Source organism: Alteromonas antoniana (assembly GCF_019249295.1).
Taxonomy (GTDB): Bacteria; Pseudomonadota; Gammaproteobacteria; order Enterobacterales; family Alteromonadaceae; genus Alteromonas; species Alteromonas antoniana.
Window position 1 is genome coordinate 154,761 of record NZ_JAESDH010000005.1, and the last position, 19,612, is coordinate 174,372.

At 50.5% G+C, this 19,612-nt stretch carries 15 protein-coding genes; 10 read left to right on the forward strand and 5 right to left on the reverse strand.

Annotated elements, in window-relative coordinates:
* The first annotated feature begins 132 nt into the window (after window positions 1-132).
* Genes JKP77_RS05905 through JKP77_RS05920 form a run of 4 tightly spaced genes read left to right on the forward strand, consistent with a single transcriptional unit; the run spans window position 133 to window position 2,898 of the window.
* Complete coding sequence (locus JKP77_RS05905; RefSeq protein ID WP_218310284.1) at window positions 133-798, forward strand: MotA/TolQ/ExbB proton channel family protein; 666 nt, start codon at window positions 133-135, stop codon at window positions 796-798.
* A 5-nt stretch (window positions 799-803) separates the two neighbouring features.
* Window positions 804-1,394: an ExbD/TolR family protein gene (locus JKP77_RS05910; protein WP_246601092.1), complete on the forward strand. Its 591-nt coding sequence runs from the start codon at window positions 804-806 to the stop codon at window positions 1,392-1,394.
* Window positions 1,391-1,909, forward strand: coding sequence for an ExbD/TolR family protein (locus JKP77_RS05915; protein WP_218310285.1), 519 nt, complete (start codon window positions 1,391-1,393; stop codon window positions 1,907-1,909). Before JKP77_RS05910 ends, JKP77_RS05915 begins: the two co-directional genes overlap by 4 nt.
* Window positions 1,906-2,898 carry an AgmX/PglI C-terminal domain-containing protein gene (locus tag JKP77_RS05920; RefSeq protein WP_218310286.1) on the forward strand — a complete coding sequence of 331 codons (993 nt, stop codon included), beginning with the start codon at window positions 1,906-1,908 and terminating at the stop codon, window positions 2,896-2,898. Before JKP77_RS05915 ends, JKP77_RS05920 begins: the two co-directional genes overlap by 4 nt.
* Window positions 2,899-3,025: 127 nt before the next feature.
* Here JKP77_RS05920 and JKP77_RS05925 read toward each other — a convergent pair whose 3' ends face one another.
* Window positions 3,026-3,202: a hypothetical protein gene (locus JKP77_RS05925; protein WP_218310287.1), complete on the reverse strand. Its 177-nt coding sequence runs from the start codon at window positions 3,200-3,202 to the stop codon at window positions 3,026-3,028.
* 232 nt (window positions 3,203-3,434) lie between these two features.
* A complete protein-coding gene (chrA, locus tag JKP77_RS05930) occupies window positions 3,435-4,604 on the reverse strand; it encodes a chromate efflux transporter (RefSeq protein ID WP_218310288.1) in 1,170 nt (389 codons plus the stop codon).
* Window positions 4,605-4,968: 364 nt separating this feature from the next.
* On the opposite strand from chrA, the gene JKP77_RS05935 reads away from it, so the two are divergent.
* Entirely contained in the window at window positions 4,969-6,873 is a 1,905-nt protein-coding gene (locus JKP77_RS05935; protein WP_218310289.1) for a M1 family metallopeptidase, read from the forward strand.
* Between the two features lie 382 nt (window positions 6,874-7,255).
* Entirely contained in the window at window positions 7,256-8,620 is a 1,365-nt protein-coding gene (locus JKP77_RS05940) for an alpha/beta hydrolase family protein (protein WP_218310290.1), read from the forward strand.
* Window positions 8,621-8,967: 347 nt separating this feature from the next.
* Here the strand turns inward: JKP77_RS05940 and JKP77_RS05945 are convergent, their stop codons facing one another.
* The 3 genes from JKP77_RS05945 to JKP77_RS05955 all read right to left on the reverse strand — a co-directional run bounded on the left by JKP77_RS05945 (window position 8,968) and on the right by JKP77_RS05955 (window position 14,198).
* The gene (locus JKP77_RS05945; protein ID WP_218310291.1) at window positions 8,968-12,051 is read right to left on the reverse strand and encodes an efflux RND transporter permease subunit; all 3,084 of its coding nucleotides are present in this window, start codon (window positions 12,049-12,051) and stop codon (window positions 8,968-8,970) included.
* 8 nt (window positions 12,052-12,059) lie between these two features.
* Window positions 12,060-13,160 (reverse strand): efflux RND transporter periplasmic adaptor subunit, encoded by a 1,101-nt coding sequence (locus JKP77_RS05950; protein WP_218310292.1) that lies wholly within the window; start codon window positions 13,158-13,160, stop codon window positions 12,060-12,062.
* A 441-nt stretch (window positions 13,161-13,601) separates the two neighbouring features.
* Entirely contained in the window at window positions 13,602-14,198 is a 597-nt protein-coding gene (locus JKP77_RS05955; RefSeq protein WP_218310293.1) for an IMPACT family protein, read from the reverse strand.
* Window positions 14,199-14,483: 285 nt separating this feature from the next.
* On the opposite strand from JKP77_RS05955, the gene JKP77_RS05960 reads away from it, so the two are divergent.
* From JKP77_RS05960 to JKP77_RS05975, 4 genes are all read left to right on the forward strand, one after another.
* Window positions 14,484-14,864, forward strand: coding sequence for a PA2779 family protein (locus tag JKP77_RS05960; protein WP_218310294.1), 381 nt, complete (start codon window positions 14,484-14,486; stop codon window positions 14,862-14,864).
* A gap of 1 nt (window position 14,865) precedes the next feature.
* Window positions 14,866-15,843 carry a PA2778 family cysteine peptidase gene (locus tag JKP77_RS05965; protein ID WP_246601093.1) on the forward strand — a complete coding sequence of 326 codons (978 nt, stop codon included), beginning with the start codon at window positions 14,866-14,868 and terminating at the stop codon, window positions 15,841-15,843.
* Between the two features lie 315 nt (window positions 15,844-16,158).
* Window positions 16,159-17,982: a sensor domain-containing diguanylate cyclase gene (locus JKP77_RS05970; RefSeq protein ID WP_218310295.1), complete on the forward strand. Its 1,824-nt coding sequence runs from the start codon at window positions 16,159-16,161 to the stop codon at window positions 17,980-17,982.
* A gap of 250 nt (window positions 17,983-18,232) precedes the next feature.
* On the forward strand, window positions 18,233-19,612 hold the full coding sequence (locus tag JKP77_RS05975) for a lipase family protein (RefSeq protein ID WP_218310296.1): 1,380 nt from the start codon (window positions 18,233-18,235) through the stop codon (window positions 19,610-19,612).

Genomic DNA, 19,612 nt, shown 5'->3' on the forward strand with positions numbered 1-19,612 from the left:
TCTGTCATAAACGGCTGATAAGGTCACAGCAATACGTATAAACCCAGCCTGATATGTTAGTCAGGCGATAACGAAAACAACGGTAAATTGCGGTACAACAACGCAATACTGAAAATTAAGTGAGAGTTAGGTATGGATTTCTTCAATGTAGTGGTTCGCTTCTTCCAGGAAGGTGGCCCATTTATGTTTCCCATTTCGCTGGTACTGGCATTAGGTATTGCTATTGCTATCGAGCGTTATGTGTTTCTGGCCAATGCCAAAAGAACCAATAAAAAAGCGTTTGCAGAAATCGAGCCTATGCTCAGCGCAAAACAATATGACTCTATCGTGCGGTTAAGCGAGCGCGATAGTGCGCCGGTAACACGGGTAATTGGTGCCGGTATTGCACGTTTGCAGTTAAGTCCGCGACGTGAAGATGTGGAATATGCCATGGAAGAGGGGCTGATGGAGACCATTCCACGCCTTGAGAAGCGTACTCCTTATCTGGGGACACTGGCGAACATCGCCACGCTGTTGGGTCTGTTAGGAACCATCATCGGTCTGATTGCCGCTTTCTCGGCGGTGGCCAATGCGGATCCTGCAGAAAAAGCGAGTCTGCTTTCGCAAAGTATTTCGGTGGCCATGAATACTACCGCCTTTGGTCTTATCTCCGCGATCCCGCTGCTGGCGTTCCATGCCATGCTGCAAACTAAAACCACAGAGATCGTCGATAGCATGGAAATGGCGGGCGTGAAGTGCATTAATTTGTTGATGGCCAGAAAAACCTTGTCTGCTAATACCCGCGCGTCTGACGAGTAAATCCCATGATGCTTAAAAGGCGAGTTAAACGCCCGAAGGCCGATGCGGAACTGGATATCACGTCGTTCATGAACCTGATGATCGTACTGGTGCCGGTGTTGTTGATGATGATGGTCTTTTCCCGTATTACCGTGATTGAACTGAGTCTGCCTGGTTTACAGGGCGAGAGTGCGGCAGAGGTGATTCAGCAGGAAAACCTGGAAGTGTTGGTTGGAGAAGAAGGGATCGCAGTCTTTTTTCCAGAAGGGTATTTGATCAAAACACTGCCTGTGAAAACGCAGGAAGATGGCGCGGTGGTGCAGGACTGGGAAGGATTGCAGCTTATTCTTCGTCAGCTCAAGCAAACGCTGCTGGCTAAAGGGGCGGAGAAAAAAGACATAACCCTGCTTATCAATGACACCGTACCTTACCAACAGATAGTGACCCTGCTGGAAACAACGCGCTCTTATAAAGATGTGGTCGCGGCATCGGTGGTGGATGCGGAATTGTTTCCTGAAGTCGGCTTTGCTGAGGTGAATGCGGACTTGTCTGATTTGAACGCTATCCTCAGCGCATCGCAGCAGGGTGATGATGTGCGTGCCGGAGGTGCCGAATGAAGCAGTCTATGCGCGCCAAAAGAATGGAACGCCATCATAAGCGTCAGTCGCAACAGGCGAAGCTGAGTCTGGTGTCACTGATGGATATATTTACCATTCTGGTCTTTTTCCTCATGCTTAATGCGTCCGATGTCCAGGTGCTGGATAACCATAAGTCGGTAACGCTACCGGAAGCGACCTCCGAAACGCCAGCGAAAGAGACGTTATTGCTGCTGGTTAATAACCAGAGCCTGATATTACAGGGGCAGAAAATTGCGGATGTCAGTGACGTCATGCAACAGGGTGAAGATACTATTGACGCACTGGCAAGCGAACTGAGTTACCGTAAAAAGCGTCGGCAGCTTTCTGACATAGCCGCTGCGCAGGAAGGCGAAGGCCTGCCGATTACCATTATGGGTGATGAGACAGTGCCATACGCATTGCTTAAGAAAATTATGGCTACCTGCGCCAGTGAAGGCTATACCGATGTTGCCCTTGCCGTAGAGCAAATTCCAACTGCGCAGGGGGATTCATGAGTGCCGTTGTGATGAACTCTCAGCTACCCTGGTCGTCGTCGGATCAGGAAAATAAGCGTTTTACCCGGATTTCGGCCGGTGTGCTGGCACTGACGATACTATTGGCGATTATTGTGCAACTTACCGAGGTGCCGCCAGTTCCCCGCGAAGAGGAAGAGAAGCTGCCTCCGCAACTGGCGAGGATCATCGAAACGGTTGAATTGCCTCCGCCACCGGAAGTGAAGCCCGAGCCAGAGCCTGTGGTGGAGGAAACACCACCACCGCCGGTGGAAACGCCGGTACCGGAAAAGAAACCTGAGCCAAAACCGGAACCGGTTAAAAAAGTCGAGCCGAAGCCCGAGCCAAAACCGGAACCCACGCAGGAAGAAAAGGTGGCAGAAGCCAGAGAAAATGCGAAGAAGTCCGGATTACTGGCGTTTCAGGATGATCTGTTAAGTATGCGTGAGAGCGCGAATCTGGATAATCTGGCCGACACGCAGATGATCGAGGGCGCAGGACAGGCAGAGAAGACAGAGAGAAAGCGCATTGCCGCCGATCAGGTCACGCAAACCAGTGGCGGTGTACAGAACGCAGAAGTCAGCCAGAATATTGGCGCGCGAGGAGAGTTGGCGGGCCGTCGTACGACAGAGTTCGCAGCCCCGGAAGAAGGTGCGGCCTCGTTAGCGGCAAAACGCATTGAAGAAGAATCTGAAGTGATTGGTAATCGCGACCTGGCCTCAATCCGAAAGATGCTTGATGCCAATAAAGGCGCAGTGTACTCCCTGTATCGTCGGGCTTTACGGGAGGATCCTGCACTGCAAGGGAAAGTGACCATGAAGCTGACGATCGAGCCGGACGGCTCAGTGTCTGACATCAGTATTGTCAACAGCGAGTTAAACAACCCTGATCTTGAAAATAAGCTGCTTGCCAGAGTCGCGATGATTAATTTCGGTGCACAAAATGTCTCGCAGACTCAGCTGGAATATGCGTTTAATTTCCTGCCGTATTAACCGGGCAAACGCGATGGCTTATCAAATATAAAAAACGGCTCTGCAAGGAGCCGCTTTTTTATCACACTGTTGCTACAGTATTTCCGTAACAAGTCTTTTTTCTTCCAGATAGCGGTAACGCTGATAATTAACCTTTTGGTATCTGGGCAGTGTCTGACTGTGACAGGATCCAGAAAAGAGACAGCTGAAAACACAAGGTAACCGCAGTCACACAGAGACTGAGCGACACATCAGAAGTAAGCAAAAAACTCACAGTGAACGCCACCGCGATGAGGCTACACGTTGCCAGTAAAGACTTTTTCATAATTTTCGCCGTTTGATACGCCACCTGAATTGAAATTAAGTATGGAAGAGGCAGGACTAAGTACAAAGACGGACTTTTCTATGGTTATAATCTGATTAGTCGATTAAACCGACGCAAAGTCTATAGCGTCATTGGCATCACCCTATGTCCGGTAAGCAATGGTAAACAACGAATGACGCCGCCGTCTTTATGAAGCGCCCAAGAAAGCTGGAAAGCTGACAGCGATATTAAGTCAGACAGGTACCTGATAAGCCAAAAATCCCAGGCCGGTGACAACCGCAATCAGCAGCCATACAGGCACTGATGCCTTTCGTAATGCCAGCAGACCAAGTACAACGATAATTATGTCGATGAATCCCGCTACTGTGGTAAGTACCAAAGAATTTATCCACACTGCCGCGAGGATCCCCACAACGGAAGCATTGGCTCCTGCCAGCGCGTTGGCGGCGCCTGCTCTGGCAACAAGCCGTGACCAGAAGGGCAGGCCCCCCATTACCAGCAAAAATCCGGGCAGGAACAATCCTGCCGTGGCCAGCAGCGCCATTAGCGCCGGAGAGACGGATGTGGGGATCAGAGCGCCCAGATAGGTAGATAACGTAAACAAGGGGCCGGGCACACCCTGAACCAGGCCATAACCTGCAAAAAAGGCATCAGCGCTAATCCAGCCGTTATCCACGACAGTGCTTTGCAGCATGGGTAAGACCACGTGCCCGCCACCAAATACCAGCGCGCCAGGCTGATAAAATGCGTAGAAAACTGACAGCGGGCCTGGCTGGGTCCCTGTCACAAACGGCAGGCTGAGAAATAACAGCAAAAACACGCTCAGCAGGCAGACACCCGCCACCGGACCCGGAGCCCTTAGCGCGACATTATTTGTTGTTGCTGTTTGTGAACATAGCCACCAACCAGCCAATGCAGCCAGCGTGATGATAGCCATGTACAGCCAGATGGCATTGAATAACAGCACCGCTATCAGCGCTGCTAAAGCAATACTACGTCTGGGAATATCGGGACAGAGGTTTCTGAACATGGTGAGAACAGCATCTGCCACAATAATGCAGGCGGTGAGTTTCAAACCATGGATAACGGCACTTGCGCTATCCGACATTAACGTGAGGCCCATCGCAAAGCCAAACATTAGCAACGAAGACGGCAGGGTAAATCCGATAAATGCCGCCAACGCGCCAGCAATGCCTCCCCGCTGATATCCCAGCATAAAACCCAGCTGACTGCTGGCGGGGCCTGGCACGAACTGACTTAGTGACAACAACTGCGCGAACTGCGCATCGTTCAGCCAACGGTATTTTTCGACAAACGCGTGTCGAAAAAAGCCAATGTGAGCGGTTGGGCCACCAAACGCGGTGAGCCCCAGTATCAAAAAGCGCACAAATATTTCTTTCATAGTGCTTTCAGCGGTATTGTTTCAGCCGGAGTAATCATCACAGTGTATGACGAATTAAGGTCAGACTGAATGGGCAGACAACCTCATGCACGATTATCCGTTGTCGATAATTGTCGAAGTCTCTAAACAGCAGGTATTCAAAGCAGTCAGTGCCTCCGTATGAGCAGGTTTGTATCTGAAGGAAGAAGACAAACAGCGGAAAGTCGGGACGTACCGGGATCATTAGTCGCGTTTTTTTGCTATGCTGCTTTGGTCAGAAAGCGAGAAAGCCTGCTGAATCGATATGCACTGGTTATGCACGGTGCAGAAGTCAGCAGATAACTCGTGAACCCCACAATGCTTATGTGTGTGAAAAAGGAAAACGATGAAAAACATACTTTGGATATCACTGGCGATGCCGCTGTTATTCGCCTGCTCGGAACCAGTGAAAGAGAACAATGTCGCGGCTGAGAACAGCGAGGACAAAGCTCAGGTTGCCAGCGACACGTCAGCGATAGAAGCAGGCAAAGACTATCACTCTTTCGCCAATCCGGATGAAATCACGGTAAAACATATCGACCTGGATTTAACGGCGGACTTTGACAGTAAGCAGTTAACAGGCAGCGCAACACTGACAGTAGAGCGCCAGAAGGAAAGTGCTAACACGCTGGTTCTGGATACTCGTGAACTGGATATCGATAGTGTTACGGTTAATGGCGAGCCAGTGGAATACACCATGGGGGACACCGATCCTGCGCTGGGTTCTGCCCTGTCGATCACGTTGCCTGACACTGCAACTGCCGTCACCGTCAACTATGCAACCTCACCAGAGGCATCGGGCGTGCAGTGGTTAACCCCCGCTCAAACGGCCGGTAAGCAACACCCGTTTTTGTTCACACAGGCTCAGGCGATACATGCGCGCAGCTTTATTCCACTTCAGGATTCGCCGCAGGTTCGGGTAACGTACGATGCCACGATTCGCACGCCCGACGATTTGCTGGCTGTAATGAGCGCAGCCAACGATCCGGATACGCCCCGCGATGGCGTGTATGAGTTCACAATGCCACAACCGGTACCCTCATACCTGATTGCGCTTGCCATCGGCGATCTTGAATTCAAGGCGATGGGTAAGCGTACCGGTGTGTATGCCGAACCTTCAATGCTGGATGCCGCTGCCGCTGAATTTGAAGATACCGAAAGCATGCTTGAGGCCACAGAAGACACGTACGGACCGTACAGTTGGGATCGTTACGATTTGCTTATCCTGCCCCCATCGTTTCCGTTCGGTGGCATGGAAAATCCACGTCTTTCGTTTATTACGCCTACGGTAATTGCGGGCGACAAAAGCCTGGTTTCTCTGATTGCGCATGAGCTGGCTCACAGCTGGTCAGGCAATACGGTGACGAACGCCACATGGCGAGACCTCTGGCTGAATGAAGGATTTACGACTTACCTGACATACCGCATCATGGAAATGATTTACGGCCATGACCGCTATCGCATGGAAGCAGTACTTGGCTATCAGGATCTGCAGGAAGACATCGACGCACTACCCGACAACGACGAAATTCTGGCTATCGATTTACGAGGCCGGGATCCGGATGACGTGTTCTCTGATATTCCTTACGAAAAGGGCGCACTGTTTCTTCGCGAAATCGAGCAGAAAATTGGTCGTGCAAACTTCGATGCATTTTTAGTGCAGTACTTTGATCACTTTGCTTTTCAGAGCATTACCACGGATGAGTTCATCGCTTATCTGGATGAGACACTACTGAAAAAGTATCCGGATGAGCTGGACCGGGAGCGCGTGCTGGCGTGGATTTTCGAGCCAGGCCTGCCTGAGGGAGCCCCGGTGCCAACATCCGACGCATTCACGACCATTGATGAGCAACGCACTGCATGGCTGAATGGAGAAAAGGCCGCTGTCGACATTGCGACACAGGACTGGACCGTACACGAGTGGTTATACTTTCTGAATAATCTGCCGACAGAGCTTAGCGACGAACAGCTTGAGGAACTCGACAGTGCGTTCTCACTGACGCAAAGTAAAAATAATGAAATTGCGCACAGCTGGTTGCTGATGGCCGTGCAGAATGAGTACAAGCCTGCCTACGACAGACTGTATGAGTATCTGGTAAGTATTGGACGCAACAAACTGGTAAAACCGCTATATCGCGAATTATCAAAAACGCCGGAAGGCAAAGCCTTTGCAGCAAAAGCGTTTGAAGAAGCAAAACCGGGTTATCACCCGTTAACGATTAAAGCGAACGAAGGGTTTGTAAACCCCTAGGCGTTTTGTGCTACACCTTTCCGGTACCTGGCAGTTGCTGATACCGGACGGGTTTCCACATCAACTCTGAAACCGCGTGCAGCATTCGTTGCCACGCGGTTTTTTTATTCCTGTAGCTATCGCTGAAACCGCTTGAGTTGCGCGGTTCTTCAAGCTGATAAAACGCACACCGTCTGACATCAGGCAGAATAGACAACAATATTGCCGGTGTGACAGGTTTCTCCTCAGCACCACTATGGCTAAATCACGTCCGCGATCGGACGAAAAGTGAGATTCAGCCAGGCGGTGAAAAAAGCGAGCCATGTCCGGCAGGCTGTGATCCTAATGCTATGTAGATGGCGTTTTAATCCTATTACCCCATCATAATTATCACGGAGGAAACATGGCTCGTTTATGGATAGCTCTCACGCTCTGTATGTGCAGCTTTTTGAGTCACGCAAACAAGGATATCAGCGGTGTCTGGCAGGGGCAGTTAAAAGTACAGGAGGACATGGTGTTACCGCTGGTCCTTCATCTTAGTAAAACCGGTGATACTTATCAGGCAACCCTCGACAGCCCAAGTCAGGGTGCGACGAATATTCCGGTAAAGCTGGTGACGTACGAGGCATCTACTCTCATGCTGGATATTCAGGCCATAGGGGCTAAATACGAGGGCACGGTGTCGCCTGAGAAAATAGAGGGCACGTTTAGTCAAATGGGGCGCACGTTTCCGCTAACGTTGATGCGGCAAACTTCCACTCAGGCTAAAGCTAATAAAGACGCCATGGCTCGCCCGCAGGAGCCCGAATCGCCTTATCCCTACCGCGTTGAAGAGATTGAAGTGACGCATATTTCTGAAGATTTCTCTTTAGCGGGTACGCTCACATTGCCTGATCAGAACGGCCCGTTTCCTGCTGCCATTCTGATCACCGGTTCAGGGCCACAGGACAGAGACGAAACCCTGGCCGGACACAAGCCATTTAAAGTGATTGCCGATTACCTTACCCGGCAGGGAATTGCGGTATTGCGTGCGGACGACCGCGGTGTTGCCGGATCAGGTGGTACTTTTGAAGGCGCAACACTGCAGGATTTTGCAACGGATGTCGCATCGCTGTATCAGTATCTTAGCAACAGAAGCGACATCGAGGCCGACCAGATTGGATTAATCGGGCACAGCGAAGGGGGCATGACTGGTCCGCTGTTCGCGATGGAACAGGATGATGTGGCCTGGATGGTATTGCTCGCCGCGCCCGGTGTGTCGGGACGCGAAGTGTGGCTGACACAGCAGCGTTCTTTTGCAGAAGCTTATGGCGCACCGGACCCGGATGCTGCGTACAGTGTGATGGCCAAAGCGCTGGAGCTGGCTGAAAAAGACCATTCCGAAGATGAAATCTTTGCGTTTCTTATCGCGCAGGGGTTGCCAGAGCAAAGTGCACGCATGAACGCCCAGTTTATGTCCGGGCCCTGGGGCAGTTCGTTTCTGCGCTACGACCCCGCTGCGGTGTTTCCAACATTATCCATGCCGGTGCTGGCAGTATACGGAGAAAAAGACAGTCAGGTAGCAGCTACGCCCAATGCTAAGGGCATTAAGGCCTTATATGGGAAAAGCAATAGTGAGTTACTGACAGTAAAGACGCTGCCTGACCTAAATCACTTGTTTCAGCATGCTGAATCGGGATTACCTGATGAATATGCGCGTATTACCGAAACCTTTGATGAAACTACGCTGGCATTGATGGCTGACTGGATCCTCAGCCAACAGCCCTAGCCGCAACCTGAGCCGTCAGAGACGGTCAGGGCGCTGCGCCGCAGTAAGAGACATGTGCTGTGCAATATCAATGCACATGAACAAAAGCTGTATCAAACGCCATGAGCAAAAGCCACAGCGAGGGCTGTGCCCGTAGATGTAGACATCGCTACCAACAGAAAACGGCAGGTAACTGCCTAGATGCAGCTGTCGCTACCAACAGTGAATGACAGGTCGATGCCCCGGCTCAGGCGGCCAGTTGCTCGCCTTGCCATCTTTCATCCCGCTTCGCGTCACGCGCTTTTTTGCCGCCTATCTCTGACGTATTCAGGCTCTCAACTGTATGGCATCGATCTGCGGGCACATGGCTATGATTTGGTTTGAGGCTGCAACCTGAAAAACAACGAATACAGCACCGGGACAACGCCCAGACTTAAAATCGTACCCACAGCCAGGCCAAATGCGATTGCACTGGCCATCGCGTAGAACAGCACATCACCGGATAGAATAAGCGGTACCAGCCCCAGGATTGTGGTAGCAGCAGACATCAGGATCGGGCGTAGTCGCCTGACACTGGCTGTCACAATCGCCTCGGCGTGATCACCATCTTCTTCAAGCTCATTGCGCTCGGCATCAATTCGCTCAATCAGCACAATGCCGTTGTTAACGATGATCCCGGCCAGTGCGTAAAGCCCCAGGATCACCATAAAGCCAAAGTTACCCTGCATCACAATAAGCCCTGCCGCAGCACCGATGATAATAAGCGGAATGGTGAGCAGAATTATCAGTGTCCGGCGATAGGAACGGAACTGGGCAATCAGCAGCAGTACAATAACTCCCAGACACAATGGAATGTAAGTGTTCAGTGAGGACTGCGACTTTTTGGACTCTTCAATAACGCCATCGTACTCAATGGTGTAGCCGTAAGGTAAGGTGTCGCTTAGTGCTGCGACATCCTCTTGAAGCATTGGCACCATTTCTTCGGCGTTATAGGTGAAGTTTTTGGCTTCAACGGTAATGGTTCGGAACAGGTTTTCGCGGGCAATGCGGGCAAAACCGGTTTCGTATCTAATCTCTGCTACCTGCGTCAGTGGCACGCTCACGTCGCGCGACTGGGAATACACATTCACACTTTTCACGCGATCCAGATTAAACCGCTCTTCCTCTTTCGCCTGAATGATAACAGGCAGAATGTCGTCGCCTTCCAGGTATTCGGTAATGACGCGCCCTGAGAAATAAGTATTCAGTGTTTGGGCAATATCCGCCGAGCTTATGCCTGCTCTGCGGGCTTTTTGCTGGTCGATATCCAGCTTTATCTGGGTAACCCGGTTTTCCCAGTTATTGCGAATATCATAGGTGCCGGGCAAGCCTTCAAGAAGCCGCTCAAGCGCTTTAGAGGTGGTAAACAGCAAGTCTTTATCCGGCCCTTTTACCTGAACTTCAATTTTGCTGGAATCAGATGGCCCCAGAAACATTTTCGTTACGCGGGCAAAGGCGTTCGGAAACTCCTGAGCGAACATACTGCGCAGCGTGTCGATGGTGGGCTGAACATGCTTCCTTTGCCCTACATCAATCATAATGAAACCCTTTGAGGGCTCGGGATCAATGGGGGTCAGGGAAAGCACGAAACGCGGGCCACCAAAGCCGCCATAGCCAACATGTTTATCAATATGCGGAAAGCGCTGTTTGTCATCCAGACGTTCAAATACGGCCTGTAAGGTGCGGTTGGTTTCTCTGATAGAACTGCCGGTAGGCAAGTCAAGATAGACCAACACCTGGGCGCGGTCTGAATCCGGGAAAAATTTTGCCGGTACCGTTGAGAGCCCGTAACCGCCAAGCATAAACAGTCCGATCATCAGGCCCACGAACAGGACTCGTAAGTTAAGAATGCGTCGCAAAAACGACTCATAAAACGGGTTCAGTCGCTCAAAATAATGACTCACGGTAAAACGTGACTTCTTTTGCTCACCGGGGGCGGGAACAAAGTGATAGCACAAATACGGCGTAATGGTTTGCGACAGCAGCCAGGATACCAGCAGAGAAATCAGGATGATCAGCGATATCGATCGGGTATATTCGCCAGCGGCGCTGTTAGCCAGCATCAGCGGCAGAAATACCAGAATGGTGGTGAGAGAAGAGGTTAATAACGGAAAAGATAATGAGCGGCTACTGTCAGCGAGGGCCTGCTCACGCGATTCACCATCTTCCAGCCGTCGCTTGAAGTCCTCTGCCACGACGATGCCATTGTCCACCAGTACGCCCAGCGAAATGATGAGCGTTGCCAGTGACATGCGCTCAAGCACCATGCCGGTAAACGACATTATGGCGATAGTCAGCAAAATCACGCCTGGTACGATAGCGCCCACGATAAAGCCAGCTCTGAACCCCAGAAACAGGATCACCACCGTACATACGATGGCCAGTGTTTCCAGCACATTGAGACTGACGCCGTCTACCGCTTTTTCTACCACGTCGGCCTGACGCGTAATGGTTTCCAGCGACAGCCCGGCAGGGAGCATGGCGTCAAGTTGCGCAAGCTCAGCCTCCATTTGCGGGGAGAATTTCAGCACGTCCACGTGGTCGCTCTTAGCAATGGCAAAAATGATGGCCGGCTGGCCCTGATAAAAGGCCGTACGCGAGGGCGGATCGACCGGTTCGCGGGTAACACTGGCGATGTCTTTGAGTAGTACAGTTTCCTGTTGCCCGGGGACTGCGATTAACGCGTTTTCAACATCGGCTACGGTTTGAAAATAGCCTGAGGGCTGGATCGTGATATTCATGCCGTTGGCATCCACGGTGCCGCCCGGCTGAATAATATTCTGCTGCTGTAACATGGTCACTAACTGATTAGGAGACATGTTTAGCTGAGAAAGTTTGGTATTGTTTATTTCAATGGCAATTTGCTCAGGCAGAACGCCAAGCAAATCGATGCGCTTTACCCCTTCAACCTTAAACAGCGAGTCACGGATGTGCTGCGCAAAATCGTAGCGTTCACCTGCGGTATAACTATCTTCCGCCAATAGCGCTACCGTCAGGACAGCCACATCGCCAAAGTTATCGTTCACCAGCGGCGGCGAGGTGCCCTCTGGTAAATCCCCCTGAACCTGCTCAAGCTCATCCCGTAAATCGTCCCAGATTTGTTCCAGCTCGAAATACTTGTCCTGGATTTTGACGTGAATAATCGACTTTCCGGTCATGGAGACAGAACGAATTTCATCGATTTCAGGTAGCTTTCTGGCAGCTTCTTCTAACGTTTTGGTGACTAGCAATTCAACTTTATCAGCAGGCAACCCAGGGTACGTAGTGGTGATGACCGACTCCCGGATCGTGATAGACGGATCTTCCTGTGCGGGCAGGGTAAAGTAACTGAACAGCCCGTACAGCATCATGACGATCACTACCGCCAGCATCAGGCGGTTTTGTTCCAGACTCAGTTGGGAAAGAGACTTCATAGCACCGCCTACTCGTTAAACAAGCGAGGATGGCCGTTGGCAATATGGACGCGTTGATTTTCTTTTAAAAATCCTACGCCAGAGCGCACAATTCGCATACCGTCGGTAAGCTTGCCCTCTACCCGGGCGGTGTCTTTATCCATAGACAATAAGTTCACCGACACCGCACTAACCACAAATTCATCGCTGTTGTCGGTACTTGTCAGTTGCCAGACAAAATGCTGATTATTATCTGCCGATGCCACCGCTGACAGGGGAACCACGAAGGCGGTGGTGTTATTGCCATTTTGATAGCGAAACGTGACTTCGGCGCTCATGCCCGGTTGCAGCTTATCGGGTGTGTCATTCAATCTTACTGTCACCGGAAACGCATTGGCACTTTGCGCCCGGCTGGCGACTTCAAAGATCCTGCCTTCAAGTGTCGCTTTCTCAATCGCAGAAACCGTTACTGACACTGCATCACCCACAGCAACATTACTGACCAGGTTTTCCGGCATCAGCACGGCAACTTCAATGCCTGCGGTACCTTGTATCGTGAATGCAGGCTGCGCAGGCGTAATGCGCTGAGAGGGTTCAATATGGCGCTCTGCAATGGTGCCGGCATACGGTGCCACAAGGCGGGTATCGGCAACATCCTCTTTCGCCAGATCAAGCTGCGCACGGGCAACTTCCACCTGATCCTCCAGTGACTTTAACTGCGTTGTGGCCACATCCAGTTCGGCCTGTGACACCGCACCCGAGTCGATTAACTGCTGTTTGCGGCGAAAATCAGTCTGAGCTTCGTTCAGCCGGGCCTGTACTTCCGATAGCTGGCCCTGGCGCTGTTTCACAGCAAGCTCAAATACTCTGGCCTCAATCGTGGCCAGTACGTCGCCTTTTTCGATAGCATCGCCCAGATTCACATTGACGTCTTCGACGATCCCCGCCACTTCAAAGCTGAGCTGACTGGTTTCGGCTGATTGTGCTACGCCGGATAATACTCTGGCCTCGTTTCCGTCTGAGAATGTCACGTCGGTAGCAATCACCGAGCGCAGCAGTGCAGTTCGCTCTTGAGGCTCTGCGCAACCGGCAAGGACAACCATTAAGATGATAGGAAAAACAATACGCATTAGCGTCAACTCCATGACTGATAACACTGTTAAATACGCGCCACCGAGACTTGCAAGCACGGTAATCACGCCCGTTAAGCCGGATAATATTGTGTATTAGGGTTGGTAATATGTCATTTACGCCGTGGTTAGAAAAATAGTTTTCTTTTCACACTCAACGTGGCGAATACCAAGTCCGCTACTTTCTAAGCATAACACCATCGGCGACGGGAGCGGACAGTGACGTGATGCAGCACCTTATTGTCAGAGAACAAAGGCGAATAACCCTATGGCCATTCGGCTATATACCTGAGCGACCCAAGGGGTGTTCGTCTCTTCCCTAAAGGCCATTCAGAAAAGCGACGGAGATGGTGCGAGAGCATTGCACAGTTACAGCTACAGTGCCAAAGCTAACGGTGATAGTTGAGAAACGCTGTACGTTAGCTTGAGTGGCTGTCGCTTTCAGATGTCGTGAATGTGTAACCCCAGACTACCGGACAGGGCATCAAGCTCTGCCAGCGCGGCGTTCGGAAGTGCAAGGGTAATGGTGACGTGCTGCGCGTAATCGCAGCCTAAGACTTTTCCGTTTTGCTGCTCAGCCCAATGGCGCAGATACTGCTCGTGCTTGAAGTCGGCATCGATGCTCACAGTGGTAAGCGCTATCTGGGTTTTTATTTCCAGCGATTCCATCACTTGTTGCGCCGCGCCGGAATAAGCGCGCACCAGGCCGCCTGCGCCAAGCTTTATACCGCCGAAATAACGGCTTACGACAATCATCACGTCTCCGACGTCCTTGTGTTGGAGCACGTTCAATATAGGTTTACCGGCAGTGCCGCTGGGCTCACCGTCATCAGACATTGCGGCGCTGGAGGGCATTGCCGGGTTGCCAAGCACATAGGCCCAGCAGTGATGACGCGCATCGGGGTAGCGGGACCGCGCCGCTTCCAGCAGCGTCATAGCTGCTTCACGGGAGTCGACAAACCCGGCCCGGGCGTGAAATTTACTTTTCTTGATTTCCAGCAACGTTTCCTGTTGCCTGGCGGGGATAGGGTAGTTCATCCGGGAAGTGTATTGGATTGCCCCGGTAAGGGCAATGAACGGGTTCTTGTGTTTACAGAATGCGAACGGACACCTTTCAGTGTCATCACATGGCTCATCACTCCGTCGGTAGGCCTGTAACCTGATGTCGAAATCGAGAAAACCAATGTATCTGTCTGCATTCTGGGCCGGCCCCCGTCGGTAAGTATTTTGGGGGGGCAGTAACAATTATGAACTTTTGTTAATTTTCATCTGTATTGTTAGTAGAAACAACGTACTACTAAATTAGTAGAAAGAGGAAAAATAATGAAATACTTCACTAAACTGATGTTAGGTACACTCACCGCCCTGTTGTTTGTTGCCGGAAACGTTCACGCGGAAGCAATTAGCTCTGACAGTGTAATGCAGGCACAGACGGCATCATTCAATAAGCAGCAACTAATTGAAATGGTGAATCGTGAAGATGTCCAGAATAAACTGGTGAGTCTTGGCGTAGACCGTAATGATGCCATTGACAGAATTAACGCGATGACGCCAAACGAGCTTGCACAGTTAAACGACCATATTAATGAGGCGCCAGCCGGTGGTGTTGTAGGTGCCGTCCTTACGGTACTGGCAATCATTGCCATTCTGGATCTTATCGGCGTTACTGATGTATATCCGTTTATCCGACCTGTAAACAGCTAATATGATGCCATCGTTGGTGATAAAGGCCTGCTTTCTTGCAGGCTTTTTGTTGTTAGCCGGATGTACAGCGACCCCTCAGTCTGAACAACTACGTGCCGCGCACCCCACTGGGCTTTCCGAGGCCAGCTACATTGATAACGTGCCTTTTTACGCACAACAGCAATACTACTGCGGGCCTACCACGTTATCTGAAGTGTTCACGTTTTATGGTAATCCCGTCAGCGCTGAAGAGATTGCGCCAAAGATCTTTATTCCCGAGCGTGAGGGTAGCCTGCAACTGGAAATGGTAAGCGCGACCCGCCAGTATGGCTTTTTGCCCTATGCCGAGCGCGGCACATTAGCCCAGCTTTTCAGGCTGGTGGATGACAATATTCCGGTGATTGTGTTTCAGAACCTGTCTATTCAGTTACTGCCGCAATGGCATTATGCCGTGGTAATTGGTTACGATTTGCCGGCTGGCACCGTTACGCTGCACACCGGCGTTACCCCCGACCATACCATGTCTTTTGAACTGTTCGAGAAAACCTGGGCGCGGGGAAATTACTGGTACATGGCACCCTTGCCACCAGAGACTACCAGCCCGGCGCTGGATGCGTTTACTTACACCAGCGCGGCATATGACATGCTTAACGTGGGCAGAACGGATGCGGCACTGGCGTTTCTTGAATCAGCTACAAGGCAGTGGCCGGATCAATGGCTGGCGTACTTTCTGTTAGCCAATCACTATTTAGAAGCGCAACCAGAGCAGGCAATTTACTGGTTTGATAAAGGGTTTCACACAGGGCAGTATCAAGCCGCTTACATGAATAATTTTGCGCACGTGCTGGCGGTGCAGGGATGTGTAATGCAAGCCGCTAAAATCGTGGAGCAGGCGCTAAAGGTGTTTCCTGATGACGCTTCGCTGAAGCGAACACAACTGAGCATTCAGCGCGAAGACATTGGCGCGCCGCAACGCTGTAATCTCAGTCCTAAAAGCTGAGGATATTTTGCCGTCTGAAGGCAGAGACATTGCTTTAGAGAACAAAGATTGCTCCGATAAGTTATTCGCCTGTATTAGCAAAATTCTTGGCTCTGAACGTATCCCTGACTCCGCTAGTGCAGCGTTCAGGGGTATTTCTGACGTCTGTCTGAGCGGCCACTGACGTATTCCCACTTTCTCTAAAAGTCTAATATAAGTAAATCCTTCTGCGTGATACCTTTCGCTCCCGCAGGTTTCCGCGCGCGCTGAGACTTTTGCTGGCAACATCTGCATTCGCTGGTACTACTGCTGGCATTATCAGCACAAGGTGAAATTATGCTTCCATCAGACTTGGTTACTACCGAACAGACAACAAACAGTGAATCAGACCGGCTCAAGGCGCTTCGGGCATTAAATCTGCTCGACAGCGAGCCCAATGATCGGTTCGACAGGATTACCAGTCTGGTAGCCAACGTGTTTGATGTGCCAATTGCGCTAATATCCCTGGTTGATGAAGACCGCCAATGGTTTTTATCAAAACAAGGTCTCGATGTTGAGGAAACGCCCCGCTGTGAAGCGTTTTGCTCTCATGCTATTCAGGAAAATCATCTTCTGGTTATCGAAGATGCATCAACTCATCCGAACTTCAAAGATAATCCGCTGGTTATTGGCTATCCGAATATACGATTTTATGCAGGTGCAGTGATAAGAGATGAAAACGGTTTTCCGTTGGGAACACTGTGTGTAATTGACACTACGCCCAGAACGATTGACCAAAAAGAAAGAAAACTTCTTATTTCCTTTATGGAATTAGCCCGCCAGGAAGTTCTGTTACCTGACGATATTACCGTCGAACGATTAAAAGCCAGGCTCAAGCTGCATAAAGATTCAGTTACCAATACTCTGGTAGACAGCGCATTTTTTGAAGCCTGTGAACGAGAGCTTCCAGCTAACCGGGACGCCGGTATTTACCATATTGTTACTGTCACCATTAGTAATCTTCGATGGGTCGCAGACACATTCGCGCCGTATGTTGCGGATGAGATGATGATAGAGCTGACATCACGTCTGAAAGCATGTCTGGACAATTATTCTATGATCTTCGGGCGTGTGGAAACTACAAACTTGTGTGCGTTGATACTTCGTCCGCTTAGCGAGTCCGCCACAATTGCGCTTTCCCGCGAACTTAAAGGTTGCCTGAGAGGAGGGGTAAAAACCACAGAGGTGGATATTTTGCCAAGCCTCAAAGTGACCGTAACCAGCAATACTGCAGCCACAAGCGAGCCCCAAGAGCTGTTCAAAGTCGCAGCTCGTTTCGCACATTCACTGCCTAAAAGAGAAGGGGTGCAGGTTAGATTGCTGGCGGAAAAAGAACTTCTGTTAATTGAGCGTCGCGTGCAAGTTGTAAAAGCATTGCGCGAGGCACTTGATAACGAAGACCTGCACCTGGTTTTCCAGCCAAAGGTATGCGCAGTTTCACATAAACTAATTGGTCTGGAAGCGTTACTGCGCTGGCACCATAGTCAGATGGGCGCTATCAGGCCGGATATCATTCTGGATGCCGCGGTGGAGGCCAACCTGCTTTATGAGCTGGAAAAGTGGGTTTTTGATGCGGCGCTAAAACGCATCAGCGAGTGGCAACAAGCCGGATTCAGTGTACCCAGGGTGTCAGTGAATATTACCGGGGAAACCTTATTGCAACAGGGCTTCTCAACTTTTGTAGGAACGCGTCTGGCTGACTACAATCTGTCTGGCTCTGCACTTGATATTGAAATTGTTGAAAGCTCGGTATTTGACGATTTTGAAGCTACTGTCATAGTCATGGAGCATCTGCAAAAAGAAGGGATTAGCTTTTCACTGGATGATTTTGGTACAGGATTCTCAAGTTTGTCTTATCTGAGAAACTTACCTATTACGCATCTCAAAATCGACAAGTCCTTTGTTGACAATATTATCGAAAGTCAGGAAGCGGCAACGCTGTGTGGCGGAATAATATCGCTGGCAAAGAGCTTAAACTTACACATTGTGGCTGAAGGCGTAGAAACCGAAAGTCAGTCGATTGTGTTAAAAGCGCTTCGCTGTGACAGCTTCCAGGGGTATTTCTTTCATAAACCGCTGCCGGTCAGCGAGGTTGAACTAATACTTTTGAAACAAGAGTGACAGCTTAGCCGGTTTCCGGGAAATGCCACGCTAAAAGGACAAAATATCTCGTCGGGAGAAAGCCCCACAGTAACAATAAATTGTGAGACACATAGCCTTTGGGAAGCTTGTTGCCAGGTTAACTACAACAGGCTTCCGAGAAGAGAAGGCAGTGCAGAGCGAACGCTGACCAGAGAAAAGTGTAACCCTGTCATTTGACAATGCAGACATTTGAACTATTTTGTATAAAATTTGTTCAGGTGTCACTGGCATGGATGCGTCTAAGAATCACCCTCACCAACAATCAGCAACTGAAACTACAAACTGGGCTCCTGCTTTTTCAGTCGCTGGTGTTATTTTCAATTATGCACTGATAATCGTTTTCTTACTGCTTGCCTGGCACAAGGGGTGGTTGGCAGACCTCTGGCAGTGGTGTGAAGAGTACCCGGTTTACGCAAGTGCCATAGGTACTGCATTAGCTGGCTGGCTGGGTCAGGTGGTTAATCATAAGGTGAAAACTACCGGGCGCGTTAATACCCCGTTCAAGCACACTCACTTGCTTGATATTCCCACAGATCGCATTGGTTGCAGCGACAGAACCGCTTATCTGCTGGCTGAACTTTCGGACCTTGCCTATCTGGATGTCGTGCCTTCTGCACCAATATCCAAAGAGGTAGCCGATTACCTGAAAACGCAATCTCATAGCACCGATGCCTTTGTGGATGAAGTTATTGCCTGGCACAGGTTTTATAAGCAGAACGATAATGTGAGCTCAAAAAAGGCATTCGAACAAGACCTGCAAAAAGCGAATCTATCGCTGGCAGGCACGCCTTTTAACGTAGGATCGACACAAGGGTTTGTTTGCGTCCGTCACGGCAGCGATCCGTTTATCGCGGTTGTGTTCAGAGGAAGTGAGAAGAAAATTGAAGACTGGCTCACCAATTCCCGCTATGGCGAAGCATCAGCGATTGAAGGGGACGGTCTGGTCCACAGTGGATTTCAGGCAGCATGCCATTCGGTCTTTTCGGATATTCGTAAACAAATAGAATCTGCAGCCGGCCAGTTACAGAAGCCGTTTACGTTGTACTTTACCGGCCACTCTTTAGGTGGGGCGCTGGCTATACTTTGTGCCCGCCACCTTGAATACACTTGCTTGCGGGAAAAGGCGAAACCGTATCGCGCTGTCTGCTACACCTTTGGTGCCCCACGTATTGCCAGTTATGACTATTTTACCTTCATGAAAACACCGGTGTATCGCGTGGTGAATTCGGCCGACATCGTGCCGCGATTACCGCCTGGAGCCTGGGCCGGTTTGCTTGGGAAATCAGTTGCCTACTTACGTGGTGCGATACCGGGACGCTGGATTGATGGATGGCTGGAAACGATTGAACTGGCAACTTCCAAACTTAAATACTTCAGGCACCACGGTGATCTCAGGTATTTGCCGGAAGTTTCCAGTTTAAAAGACAGCCAGATGAAAAATCTGAAAATTCTTTCCAATCCCAATCAGTTGGATACTGCTTTCTGGTTCTGGCGCCGTGTCGCCGTGAGCCTGGGGATGCCGGTAAAAAGCCATTCTATGCGGTTGTATGTGGAGAAGTTGGCTGCAATAGCAACAACGCGTTGCAAGCAAAATGAAAATAACGACTAA